This window comes from Variovorax boronicumulans (genome assembly GCF_009811375.1).
Taxonomy (GTDB): domain Bacteria; phylum Pseudomonadota; class Gammaproteobacteria; order Burkholderiales; family Burkholderiaceae_C; genus Variovorax; species Variovorax boronicumulans.
In genome coordinates this window covers 1-12,041 of sequence record NZ_BKDH01000008.1, presented here as the reverse complement: position 1 = coordinate 12,041, position 12,041 = coordinate 1, and the positions used below count along the sequence as shown (strand labels likewise).

Annotated in this window: 13 protein-coding genes; 5 read left to right on the top strand and 8 right to left on the bottom strand. The window is 69.8% G+C overall.

Annotated features, from left to right (window positions below):
* On the bottom strand, window positions 1–1,139 hold a 1,139-nt coding region (locus VHAB30_RS30875; RefSeq protein WP_174250318.1), incomplete at its 3' end, for a type VI secretion system Vgr family protein.
* 123 nt (window positions 1,140–1,262) lie between these two features.
* Window positions 1,263–2,141, bottom strand: a complete 879-nt coding sequence (locus VHAB30_RS30870) for a LysR family transcriptional regulator (protein WP_159279712.1) — start codon at window positions 2,139–2,141, stop codon at window positions 1,263–1,265.
* 125 nt (window positions 2,142–2,266) lie between these two features.
* Here VHAB30_RS30870 and VHAB30_RS30865 point away from each other — a divergent pair, with 125 nt between their 5' ends.
* Genes VHAB30_RS30865 through VHAB30_RS30850 form a run of 4 tightly spaced genes read left to right on the top strand, consistent with a single transcriptional unit; the run spans window position 2,267 to window position 4,616 of the window.
* Entirely contained in the window at window positions 2,267–2,851 is a 585-nt protein-coding gene (locus VHAB30_RS30865; RefSeq protein WP_235926978.1) for a DUF6306 domain-containing protein, read from the top strand.
* A 57-nt stretch (window positions 2,852–2,908) separates the two neighbouring features.
* Window positions 2,909–3,604: an RNA polymerase sigma factor gene (locus tag VHAB30_RS30860; RefSeq protein ID WP_159279710.1), complete on the top strand. Its 696-nt coding sequence runs from the start codon at window positions 2,909–2,911 to the stop codon at window positions 3,602–3,604.
* Between the two features lie 38 nt (window positions 3,605–3,642).
* Entirely contained in the window at window positions 3,643–4,212 is a 570-nt protein-coding gene (locus tag VHAB30_RS30855) for a ferritin-like domain-containing protein (protein ID WP_159279709.1), read from the top strand.
* Window positions 4,213–4,241: 29 nt separating this feature from the next.
* On the top strand, window positions 4,242–4,616 hold the full coding sequence (locus tag VHAB30_RS30850) for a c-type cytochrome (protein ID WP_174250319.1): 375 nt from the start codon (window positions 4,242–4,244) through the stop codon (window positions 4,614–4,616).
* Here VHAB30_RS30850 and VHAB30_RS30845 read toward each other — a convergent pair.
* Together VHAB30_RS30845 and VHAB30_RS30840 are read right to left on the bottom strand one after the other, a co-directional pair.
* Entirely contained in the window at window positions 4,603–5,925 is a 1,323-nt protein-coding gene (locus VHAB30_RS30845) for an aminotransferase class V-fold PLP-dependent enzyme (RefSeq protein WP_159279707.1), read from the bottom strand. The genes VHAB30_RS30850 and VHAB30_RS30845 overlap by 14 nt on opposite strands.
* Before the next feature lie 4 nt (window positions 5,926–5,929).
* Entirely contained in the window at window positions 5,930–6,832 is a 903-nt protein-coding gene (locus VHAB30_RS30840) for an amino acid ABC transporter substrate-binding protein (RefSeq protein WP_159279706.1), read from the bottom strand.
* 133 nt (window positions 6,833–6,965) lie between these two features.
* On the opposite strand from VHAB30_RS30840, the gene VHAB30_RS30835 reads away from it, so the two are divergent.
* Window positions 6,966–7,892, top strand: a complete 927-nt coding sequence (locus VHAB30_RS30835; RefSeq protein WP_062481847.1) for a LysR family transcriptional regulator — start codon at window positions 6,966–6,968, stop codon at window positions 7,890–7,892.
* A gap of 190 nt (window positions 7,893–8,082) precedes the next feature.
* Here the strand turns inward: VHAB30_RS30835 and VHAB30_RS30830 are convergent, their stop codons facing one another.
* From VHAB30_RS30830 to VHAB30_RS30815, 4 genes are all read right to left on the bottom strand, one after another.
* Window positions 8,083–9,552 (bottom strand): N-acyl-D-amino-acid deacylase family protein, encoded by a 1,470-nt coding sequence (locus tag VHAB30_RS30830; protein ID WP_159279705.1) that lies wholly within the window; start codon window positions 9,550–9,552, stop codon window positions 8,083–8,085.
* On the bottom strand, window positions 9,549–10,466 hold the full coding sequence (locus VHAB30_RS30825) for a MurR/RpiR family transcriptional regulator (protein WP_159279704.1): 918 nt from the start codon (window positions 10,464–10,466) through the stop codon (window positions 9,549–9,551). The genes VHAB30_RS30830 and VHAB30_RS30825 overlap by 4 nt, the downstream gene beginning before the upstream one ends.
* Window positions 10,467–10,477: 11 nt before the next feature.
* Complete coding sequence (locus VHAB30_RS30820) at window positions 10,478–11,785, bottom strand: amino acid deaminase (protein ID WP_159279703.1); 1,308 nt, start codon at window positions 11,783–11,785, stop codon at window positions 10,478–10,480.
* Window positions 11,782–12,041, bottom strand: a 260-nt coding sequence (locus VHAB30_RS30815; RefSeq protein ID WP_390904089.1) for an oligopeptide/dipeptide ABC transporter ATP-binding protein, incomplete at its 5' end; no start/stop codon positions are given. The genes VHAB30_RS30815 and VHAB30_RS30820, both read right to left, overlap by 4 nt.

Here is a 12,041-nt window from a genome sequence, read left to right as displayed (position 1 = left end):
ATGCCCACGTGTTCGACGGTGTCCAGCAGCAGTGCCGGCTTGGCCTGCAGCCCGAGTGCAGGCGCGTCGTCGATCTCGAGGCGCGTGCCCGCGCGCAAGGTGCGCACGGTGCTGTGGCCCAGCATCAGGTCGGCGCGGCATTCGGCCGCTTCCATCATCAATGCGGCGTAGCGCTCGACGGTGCGGTTGGTGTCCCAGCCGCGGCTGCGGTCGTTCAGGCCGAGCACGTCGTCGTACTCCAGGCGTGGGGCGTTCTTGCCACCGACCGGAAAGCGCGCCGGGGCGCTGCCTGTGAGCTGGCGCTTGCCGTCGACGTTCCATGCGCTCAGGTGCACCTGGGCCACCGACTGGCGCATGCGCCGCACCAGCGCCTGCACGGCGTCGCTGCGCTCCTGCGAGTTCTTGCGGTGAAAGCGAACGGGCGAGCCCGCATCGGCGGGCTGGGTGTCGTTGGACGAGAAGATCACGAGCTTGTGGCCCGTCGGGGCCTGGGCGTCTTCCTCGGTGCGCCAGGCCAGGCCTTCTTCGGCCAGCAGGCGCGAGAAGAAGTCGTAGTCGCTCTCTCGGTACTGGGTGCAGTAGGTGCGAACGGGGGCGTCGGCGAGGAAGCTGTTCACTTCGGAGGAGAAGGCCCAGCTGCCCGCTTCGGCGTACGGCGCCAGCACGCGTTCGATGATGTCTGCCACGCTGCGCTGCTGGAAGACCTGGCTGCGCCCCTGCTGGGTGGCCAGCCAGAGCCAGGGCACAAGCGTGAGGCGGTAGCGCGCCAGGCCGCCGTCGGCGCCCAGCGATTCGACGGCGCGGATCAGGCCGGTGCGTCGACCCACGGAGCCGTCGGCCAGCACAGTGACCAGTGTCAGCGGTTGATCGATCAGCGATGACAGCGCCAGGTCCGCGCGCAGGCTCAGACACACGATGCGCAGCTCGAACAGCTGCGACACCGCCTCGCGCTGCACCCAGCCTTCCACGCGCAAGGCGTCGATGCTCTCGCGGGCGGCGGACGAAGACGATGAAGCGGCGCTGGGCGCTTCGAGTCGATACAGCCGCGCCGTCTGGCTCAGCTCGGCCCACAGGGCGCTGCGGTCAACGGATGGTGACGACGAACGCATGCGCAAGGGCACGCTGCCGTGGTTGGACATGAAACTCCCCGAACTTATTTTTCTTCCCCGCGTTGCGCGGGGTGGCATGCGTCCGATTGTCGGAGTCCCGGTGGCCCGAGCGTAAGTACCTGAAAGTAGCACCTGGCGATGCAGGACGGCGCCTCAAGCCGGCGAATGCATGCCGCTGCCCTGGCGCCCTTCTTCCGCTGCCGCCACCAGCCGCAGCCCGGCGCGCACGCGCGCCAGCGTCTCGTTCTCGCGCTGCGGCGCATACACGGCGTGGGCCGAATGCGAGAACTCCGGCGCGCCCTCCACCAGCCGCAGCCGGCCGTCGGCCAGGAAGGGCCGCGCGACGCCGATGCGGAAGTAGCCCGCGCCGCCCACCGCAAGCAGGTAAGTGAGCGCCAGCGGCCCGAGCGAGATCGACACCGGCGCATGGGCCAGCTCCGGAAACGCCGCCTCGTGGTTGGCCGCGAAGGCCGGGCCCCAGTCGACCGACACATAGCGCGTGCGGTCGAGCCGGCCTTCGGGGTCGGTGGTGACCATCACCAGCCGCTCCTCGGCCAGCAGCTCGGCCACGAGGCCGGGGCGCTGCGGCGGGTTGTAGAGCACGGCCAGGTCGAGCGCGCCGCCCTGCACGGCGTCGAGCAGGCGCTGCGCGCTGTCGACCTCGGCGCGCAGCGCGATCTCGGGGCAGACGCGGTGCATCCAGATCAGCCAGTCGGCCAGCAGCGGATGCCACAGGCTGGGCTCGCTGCCCACGCTCACGCCCTCCTCGATCCCCGGCGGCAGCGCCACATGCTGGCGCGCGCGCTCCCACACCTGCACCAGCGTGGTCGCGTGCGCCACGAAGCGCTCGCCCGACGCGGTGAGCCGCGCGCCGGCCTTGTTGCGCACGAACAGGCGTCGCCCGAGCTGGTCTTCGAGCAGGCGGATGCGCGCGCTGACGGCGGTCTGCGTCAGGTGCAGCCGCTCGGCAGCGGCCACGAAGCTGCCGGTGGCCGCGACTTCGAGAAAGGTGCGGGCGAGGCCGATGTCCATCGGATTCATATTAGTTTTTTTGCACTCATTTGCAATGAACATTCATTGGCTTGGGGAGAAGCATCGGTTCACCATGGGCATGCACACGTTTCCAGGAGCCCCGCCCCATGCGTCCTCTGCCGCCCATGCCCCACGCCGCCCCGCCCGACGATGCCGCTAAGCCCTTCGCCGACACGCCCGCCGCGCTGTGCGCGCAGGGGCTGCGTTTTCCCGAGCGGGTGGAGGTGTCCTCGCCGGTCTGCTACGCCGACGAGCTGGACGCGGCCTACCGCGAAGCCGGCGACCGCGACGCACTGCTGGCCGCGCTGAACGAGCTGCTCGAAGCCGAGCGCGCCGGCGCGCGCATCACGCTGCGCAGCGCCGCCGAGACCGACGACCCCGCGCTGCAGCGCCTGGTGACCGACATCCACCGCGACGAAGTGCGCTGGTGCGGCGTGCTGATCGACGCGATCCAGTCGCTGGCCGCCACGCCCAGCACGCGCACCGGCGCCTTCTACGAGCGCGCGATGGCCGTGCCGGAACTGGACGCGCGCCTGGCGCTGCTCAACCGCGGCCAGGACTGGGTGGTGCGCAAGCTGCAGGCGCTGCTGCCGCGCATCGGCGACACGCGCATCCACGGCGAGCTGACGGCCATGCTGGTGTCGCACCAGCAGAACATCGCGCGCGTGAGCGCGCAACAGGCCCCGCACGGGCCGCAGGAAGGCGCCTGAGAAAGTTGCAACACAGCGCGGGGATGCGCCATCCAATGGGCAGAAGGAACTCACCGCATGCCGCCCACCGCCTTGCCCCTGACTGCCGATGCCGACGCGAACGCGTCCGACGCCGAACTGGCCGCACGCGCCGCGCAGGGCGACACGCAGGCCTTCGCGCGCATCATGCGGCGCCACAACCAGCTGCTGTTTCGCACCGCGCGCAGCATCCTGCACAGCGACGCCGACACCGAAGACGCGCTGCAGGACGGCTACCTGCGCGCCTGGCGCGCCATCGGCGGCTTCCGTGACGAGGCGAAGCTCTCGACCTGGCTGGTGCGCATCGTCATCAACGAGGCGCTGGGCCGCCTGCGCCGCCGCGGCGCGCAGGTGATCCCGCTCAACGGCGGCGTGGCTACTGAGGATGACGACGACGCCCCCGACACGCAGCTCGCCGGCGACCCCGACCGCCAACCGGAGCGCCTCGCCATGCGGGAAGACCTTCGCCGACTCATGGAGCGCCGCATCGACCGGCTGCCCGACACCTACCGCACCGTGTTCGTGCTGCGCGCGGTGCAGGAACTCAGCGTCGGCGAAACCGCCGAGGCGCTGCAGCTGCCCGAGGCCACGGTGCGGCTGCGTTTCTTCCGCGCCCGCAGCCTGCTGCGCGAAAGCCTGTCGCGCGACATCGACCTGGCGACAGGCGACGCCTTCGCGTTCGACGGCGCGCGCTGCGACCGCATCGTGGCGCGCGTGCTGGCGGCGCTGCCCTGATGGCTTCCCACAACCACCACCCCCGAGGAGACCCCACCATGTCCTTTTTCCTGATGCCCACCCCGGCCGCCGCGCGGCGCGCCTTTCTCGGCCACTCCGGCCTGATGCTGTCGGGCGCCGCCGTCGCGCTGCTGGCGGGACGCGACGCGCTCGCCGCCAAGAGCGGCGGTGCCACCGGCAACGACGTGCAGATCCTCAACACCGCGCTCGGCGCCGAGCTCGAGGCCATCGCGGCCTACCAGCTCGGCGCGGAAAGCAAGCTGCTCGAGAAGCCCGTGCTCGACCTCGCCGTGACCTTCCAGGGCCACCACAAGGAACATGCGGACCTGCTGGCCAAGACCATCGCCAAGCTCGGCGGCAAGGCCGTCGCGGCCAAGGCGCGCTACGACTTCCCGGGGGAGCAGCTCAAGTCACAGGCCGATGTGTTGCGCTTCGCGGCGAAGCTTGAACAAGGCGCCGTGAGCGCCTACCTGGGCGCGGTGCCGCTGTTCGGCCACCGCGAGCTGTCGAAGGCCGCAGCCAGCATCCTCGGCGACGAGGCGATGCACTGGGCCGTGCTGCGCCAGGCGCTCGGCGAGGCGCCAGTGCCTTCGGCGTTCGTGTCGTGAGCCGTGCGGCGCGCGGGCTCGCAGCGGGCCTGCTGGCAGCTTGGGCCTGTGCGAATGCCGCAACGCCCGACGCGGTGCGCGGCGAACAGGTCTACGCGCGCTGCCAGGCCTGCCACGCGCTGGCCACCGACCGGGTCGGGCCGCGCCACTGCGGCCTGTTCGGGCGGCTCGCCGGCAGCGTGCCGGGCTTCGCGTACTCGGAGGCGATGAAGAAGCCGCGCATCGTGTGGAACGACAAGACGCTCGACCGCTTCCTCAGCGCCCCGCTCGCGATGGTGCCGGGCAGCAGCATGACCTACGACGGCGTGCCCGACCCGCGCGACCGCGCCGACCTGCTCGCCTACCTGCGGCAGGCGAACGACACGCCGGCCTGCGCGGCGCTGGCGCGCCCTACGCCGCGTTGACCGCGGGCGAGGCGGAGGCGAAAGCGCCCGCGATCTCGCGCGTCACGCGCAGGAAGGCTTCCATCTCGCCCACCGTGTGGCAGTGCAGCGGCGACACGCGCACGGTGCCTTCGAGCCCGAAGGATTCGAGCATCCGCTTCGAGTAGATGCTGCTGGCCACGCGCTCGTACACCGTCACGCCGCGCTGGCCGTACTCCACCACGGCCTGCGTGCAGTCGAGCCCGTCGAAGCCGATGCCCAGAATCAGGTCGCGCTGCGTCAAGTCTTCATGGTCGAGGAACACCTGCACGCCGTCGAGCGCGCGCAGGCCCGGCGTCTGCGCGGTGCCGTCGAGCAGCGTCGCCAGCAGCGCGCGCTCGTGCAGCTCGATGCGCTCGATGCCCGCCACGAAGCGGGCGCGGCGGTCGGTCGCATCGGTGAAGTGGCCGCCGAGCCAGCCCACGTAGTCGACGATCTCGGTGAGCACCGCGAACTGCCACGGCGCCGAGCTGCCCAGCTCCCAGTGGCCGGGCTTCTTGCCGGCCAGCTTGTGGTGCGGCAATGCAGCCGCGCGCTCCGACATCCACGAGAAGCCCGAGCCGCGGCAGCCGAAGAACTTGTAGGGCGCGAGGTTGATGCCGTCCACCGGCGTCTGCTGCAGGTCGATGACGCCGTGCGGCGCGTGCTGCACGGCATCGACGAGGATGTACAGGTCGGGCTTGATCTCGCGCGCGCGCCGCACGATGGCCGCCATGTCGAGCTTGGCGCCCGAGATGTTCGACGCATGGATCACGTTGAGCACGCAGGTGTTTTCGTCGACCAGCCCCACGATGGCGTCCACGTCGACACCGCCGGTGACGGGATTGCTCTTCGCCACGCGCAACTCGCGCCCGAGGCGCTCCGCATACAGACGCATGGCGTCGAAGGCCGAGGGGTGCTCGAGCGCGGTCGTGACCATGTTCGTGCCCGGCACGTTCTCGGCCACCGCGCGCACCATGTCGAACATCGCGCCCGAGGCGGTGAGCGAGGGGTACACGCTGCCGCCGGTGGCGTTGAGGATGGTGCGCAGGTCGTCGGCGCCGCGCGCTTGCATGGCCTGCAGCTCGACGGCGGTGGCGTGGATGCGCTCGGCGTTGTCGGGAATGGCGTCGACCAGCGCGAAGCGCTCGACCGCCGCCTTCAGCCGGAACGAGCCGCCGGCGTTGTCGAAGTACAGGCGCTCGCGGCCGTGGTGGTCGCGTTCGATGCCCAGGAAGCGCTCGCGCACCTGGCGCATCAGCGCATCGGAAAGGAGCTCGCCTTTCGGCAGGTCCGCGCGTGTGGCTGCCATGGTGTCAGACGCCCTTGTTGTTGGGGTTCTTGTAGATCTCGCGCACCGCGTCCGTCATCGGGAAGTTGAGGTTCGCGTTGCGCGGCGGGATCGGCGAGAGGAACCACTTGGTGTACAGCTGCTCGATGGCGCCCGACTTCATGAGACCGTTGACGGTCTCGTCGACCAGCGCCTTGAACTCGGGGTCGTCCTTGCGCAGCATGATGCCGTAGGGCTCCTGGCGCAGCGACTCCTTGAGGATCTTGTAGTCGCCCGGATTGGTGGCGCTGGCGATCATGCCGGCCAGCTGCACGTCGTCGAGCACGTAGGCATCGGCGCGGCCCGTGGACAGCAGCAGGAAGCCGTCGGAGGTGTCCTTGCCCGCGATCTCGTTCACCTCGATGGTGCCGCTCTTGCGCGCGCCGCGCAGCAGCTGGATCGAGGTGCTGCCCGAGACGGTGGCCACGTTCTTTCCGTTGAGGTCGGGCAGTGCGTTGATGCCCGAGCTCTTCTTCACGGCGGCCGTGATGTTGGTGACGAAGTGGCTCGGTGCGAAGTCGACCTGTGCCTGGCGCTGCGTGGTGTTGGTGGTGGTCGCGCAGTCCAGGTCCACGGTGCCGTTCTGCAGCAGCGGGATGCGGTTGGTCGAGTTGAGCATGGTGTAGCGCACCTCGATCTTCGGCAGGCCCAGCTTGGCCTTCACGGCGTCGACGATCTTCAGGCAGATGTCGTTGGTGAAGCCGATGGGCGCGCTGTCGGCGCTGAGCTTGTACGAGAACGGGATCTGGCTGTCGCGCGCGCCGATCTGGATCGTGCCGCTGTCCTTGATCTTGCGCAGCGTGCCGGTGTCCTGCGCGCTGGCGGCGCCGCAGGCGAAGACGAGGGCGAGTGCCAATGCGAAAGGTGCGAGAGGCAGTTTGAAGTCCATGGTGTGTTCCTTGGGTTGCAATGACGGTGGCCTGGCGCGCATCTTCTGCGTCCCGATGAATTTCTAAAAGCGATTTTTTGTGATCGAATCGCATGAAGAAAAGCGTTCTTTCTTTCAGGAGCCGCCCGCCGTGATGACCTTCAAGCAACTCGAAGCCCTGTACTGGATCGCCCGGCTGGGCGGCTTCGCGCAGGCGGCCAACCAGCTGCACACCTCGCAGTCGGCCATCTCCAAGCGCGTGCACGAGCTGGAGCAGCTGTTCGACACCGAGCTGTTCGACCGCAGCCAGCGCACGGCGCGCCTCACCGAAAAAGGCGAGGAGATGTTCGTGCTCGCCAGGAAGCTGCTCGACCAGCGCGACGCAGCGGTGGAGCAGTTCGGCAAGCCCGGCGTGGTGGAGCGGCGCATCCGCCTGGGCGTGACCGAGCTCACCGCCATGACGTGGCTGCCGCGCCTGGTCGGCCTGATCCAGCAGCACTACCCCAAGGTGATCCTAGAACCCGACGTGGACGACAGCCTGCAGCTGCGCGACAAGCTCCTGGCCGACGAGCTCGACGTGGTCATCGTGCCCCACACCTTCGCCGACTCGCGCATGCAGAGCAAGGTCATCGGCCGCGTGAAGAGCGCGTGGATGTGCAAGCCCGGCGTGATTCCCTCGACCGCGGCCACCGGCACCGTGCGCCTGCACGACCTGGCGCGCCACCGCATGCTGGTGCAGGGCAACAACTCGGGCACCGGCCGCGCCTACGACGCCTGGATGAAGGACCAGGGCGTGCAGCCCGCCAACGCGATCGTGGTGAGCAACCTCGTCGCACTCACGGGCCTCACCGTGTCGGGCCTGGGCGTGAGCTACCTGCCGCGCGAATGCCTCGCGCCGCTGGTCGACGCCGGCATGCTCGAGGTGCTCGACGTGACGCCCGCGCTGCCCGTGGTGCGCTACGTGGCCATGCACAAGGGCGAGCACCGCAGCGCGCTCACATCGTCGATCGTGATGCTGGCGCAGGCGTGCTGCGACTTCACGCGCATGTTCCAGGCGCAGCCGGAAGAAGAAGCCTCGTAGGGTTCGCGCGCTGCGCCCCGTCTGTTTGAAGGCGTTGGTTGATCGGCCAACCCAGCGACGGCGCCCGGCGGGCCCAGGACACTGGGTGCTTCCCGCAGCGAAATCAAGGAGGAGGCCGCAGGCCGGGGGACATTCGCGGAGGGAAGTACCCGGTGGCCTGGGCCCGCGCCCCGAATGCACCCGCGTCTTGTCAGCCCCCGCGCGTCAACATCCGTCCCGCGCGCGCCAGCACCTTCGCTTCGCCCTCGCCGCCGCGGTACGCCAGCACCCCGTTCACGAACACGCGCTCGACACCGACGCTCACGCCATGCGGCTTGTCGTAGGTGGCGGTGTCGGTGATGGTCTCGGGGTCGAACACCACCACGTCGGCCATCGTGCCGACACGCAGCAGGCCGCGATCCGCGATGCGCAGGTTGCGCGCCGTCATGCCCGTCATCTTGTGCACCGCCTGCTCCAGCGTGAAGAGCTTGCGCTGGCGCCAGTAGCGCGCGAACACGCGCGGGAACGCGCCCCACAGCCGCGGGTGCGGATGGCGGTCGTGCGGCAGGCCATCGCTGCCGATCATGGTGAGCGGGTGCGCAATGACGCGCTCCACGTCTTCTTCCTGCATCTGGAAGTAGCAGGCGCCGCCGGGCTTCAGGCGCAGGCAGGCTTCCTGCTCGGTGGTGCCCCACTCGCGCGCGATGTCGGAGATCAGGCGGCCGGTCATCTCGGGGTGCGGGTCGGACCAGGTCAGCAGCACGTCGATCACGCCGTCGACCAGGTCTTCGCGCAGCACGGTGGAGCCGGCCACGTACGGGTAGACGTCCATCGCGATCTCCTGGCGCTGCGACAGCGCCTCGATCAGCGGCAGCGTCTCCTTGGTGCGGCCCCAGTTCGCGGGACCGGCGCACTTGTGGTGCGAGATGACCAACGGCACGCCCGCGCTGAAGGCCGTGTCGCCGGCCTCGTGCAGCGCCTCGATGATCTGCTGCATCTCGCTGCGCAGGTGCGTGGCGTACACGCCGCCGTGCCGCGCCACGACGCGCGCGAGCGCGGTGACTTCCTCGGCCGGCGCGGCAAAGGCTTCTTCGTAGAACAGGCCCGACGACATGCCATGCGCACCCGAAGCCATGCAGTCGTCGAGCAGCGCGGCCATGTGAGCCAGTTCGTCGCCGTTCGCCGGGCGATCGAGCGCCTGCATGGCAGCGAAGCGCAGCGTGGTGTGGCCCACGAGGGCTGCCACGTTGAGCGCGGGCTGCGTCGCATCGACGGCTGCGCGGTACTCGGCCATGGTTGCGTGCTTGAACGAATCCGCACCCAGCAGCGTGAGCGGCGGCTTCGATTGCGGCGTGCGGTACGGCGCCAGCGAGATGCCGCAGTTGCCCGTGACCACGGTGGTGATGCCTTGCGACACCTTGGGCAGGCACAGCGGGTCGCGCAGCACGATGGCGTCGTCGTGCGTGTGGGCGTCGATGAAGCCGGGCGCGATCACCTTGCCGCGGCAGTCGACCACGTCGACGTCGGCGATGTTCAACCCTGCAGGCAGCCGCGTGCGCAGGCCGTCGCCCAGCGCCAGGATGCGGTCGCCCTGCAGCAGCACGTCGCCGGGCCACGAAGGGCCGCCCGAGCCGTCGACCACGAGGCCGGCTTCGAGCAGCACGGCTGGGGTGTCGCTCATGGTTCGCTGTCTCCCTTTTTCGTGTTGATGCCGCCGCCGTCCCAGCTTTGCAGCGGGTGCGTGGTGGCGTCGATGCCGTGGCGCTGGAAGGCCTCGCGCGCGCGCTGCAGGCGCTGCACGGCGGGCTCGCCGCGGCGCTGCGCCACCAGCACGGTGAGGATCTCGATGACCGTGAGGTGCGTGAGGTAGGCGTCGATGCCCACATGCATCACCGCGTCGTCGGGCACCGACAGGCCGATGAGGAAGTCGGCCTTGGCCGCGAGCGCCGTGCCCGGCCGCGTGATCGCGACCACCTGGGCGCCCTGCCCGCGTGCGATGTCGACCGCGTCGAGCAGCGAGGGCATGCCGCCCACGTGCGAGATGGCGATGACCACGCCACCCGGACGCTGCGCCGCGCCGGCCACCTGCTGCAGGTGGTAGTCGGCCCAGGCGTTGGCCGACAGGCCGAGGCGGAACAGCCGCGCCTGCAGGTCGTTGGCCATGAACCACGAGGTGGCGCCCGCGCCGTACAGGTCGACGTGCGGTGCGGCCGCGATGGCGCGCACCGCGCCGTCGAGCACCTGCATGTCGAGCTGGCCGCGCACGCCCGAGACCGAGGCGGCGGCGCTGCGCGCGATCTTGCCGACCACTTCGTCGGCGGCGTCTTCGATGTTGACGCGGCGGTGCAGCGGCGAGCCGCCGAGCGCCAGCTCCTGCGCGAGTGCGAGCTTGAACTCGCGCAGCCCGGCAAAGCCGAGGTCGCGGCAGGTGCGCATGATGGTGGGCACCGAGCTGCGCGAGCGCTCGGCCAGCTGCTCGAAGCTCTCTTCGAGCGCGCGGTCGGGGTCTTCGAGGATCAGGTCGAGGATCGCGCGCCGCGTGGCCGGCGCGTCGCTGCGCGCCTCGGCGATCCTCTGGAGCAATGAGGGCGTCATCGGTGCGTTGTTCAGAAGTGCATGGCGACGGCGTCGCTCACGCGGTAGTCGTTCTCGACCACGGGCATCCAGTGCCATTTGTCGAAGGTGGTGCAGGGGTGCGAGATACCCAGGCCCACGCGGTCGCCGACCTTGGGTGCATCGGCCTCTTCGCTCTCATCCCAGCGCAGATAGGCGTGCTGGTCGTTCAGCGCGGTGATCTTCCAGCCCGCGGGCACGCCCTGCGGCTGCAACGCGCCGCGCGCCGCGCGCGCGATCGGCACGGGCATCGACAGATCGAAGGAGATGTCGCGCTTGCCGACCGACAGGATCGCCAGGCCGGGCTCGGGCCGCGACTGCACATTGGCCCAGACTTCCATCGCCGGCGTCAGGCCCTCGCCGCATTCGCAGCCCAGGCGTTCGTCGACCACGCTCACCATGCGCTTGTAGAAGCCATGGTCGTGCGTGACGTAGCAACCCGAGCGCAGCAGGCCACGCACCGGCGCACCCAGTGCGGGCTTCAGGCGCCCCGCCACGAGGTCGAAGATGGCCGAGCCACCGGCCGAAACCAGCACCTCGTCGGTCTCGAAGAGCTGGTGCGTGTCGCAGTGGCGCGCCACGGCCTCCACGCGGTCCATCAGCGTGGTGGCGTAGGCCGTGTCGGGCCCGCTTTCGCCGGTGGCGCCCTGCCCTTCATAGGTCTCGATGCCCACGAGCTTGGCCGCGTCGCTGGCGCGCACCCGGGTGGCGAGCGCAACGGCTTCGTCGTGCGTGCGGCAGCCGGTGCGTGCGCCCTGCACGCCGATCTCGAGCATGACCTCGAAAGGCACGCTGGCAGGATGGCGTTTCGACCAGTCTTCGATCAGCGCCAGCTGCGCGATCGAATCGACCAGGAACACCACACGCAGGTCCGCATGGTCGGCCAGCAGCAGCTGGATGCCCGCGAGGTCTTCGTCGCTCACGACCTGGTTGGCGATCAGCGTGCGGCGCGCGCCGGCGGCTACGCCCACGGCCAGCTGCGTGACGGTGGCAAAGGTCAGGCCCCACGCACCCGCATCCAACTGGCGCTGGAACAGCTGCGGCGACATGGTGGTCTTGCCGTGCGGTGCCAGGTCGATGCCCCACTCACGCACGCGTGCCTGCATCCACGCCAGGTTGTGCTCCAGCGCCTCGCGCTTGAGTACGGCCAGCGGCAGCGGCAGGTCGCCGGCCAGCACGTTCCAGCCGGCGGCGCCGACTTCGCTGCGCAGGCGCGGCGGCTGGGTGCGCGGGTAGCCCTTGAAACGGTCGCTCAGCAGCGGGTCGATGAAGTCGTGTGTCGAGGAGGAAATGTCGGTCATGGTCGTGCAACGGCGGTGTTGGAGAGCAGTTCTTTGCGGATGCAGGCGCTGTAGTGTCCTGCGGAAATCTCCTCGAGCGGCGGCACCGTCTGCGCACAGGCCTCGATGGCATGCGGGCAGCGCGTGCGGAACACGCAGCCCGAGGGCGGCGAGATCGGGCTGGGAATGTCGCCCTTCAAGGCGATGCGCTCGGTCGCCATCTCGGGGTCGGGCTTCGGGCTCGCAGCCAGCAGCGCCTGGGTGTAGGGGTGCGAGG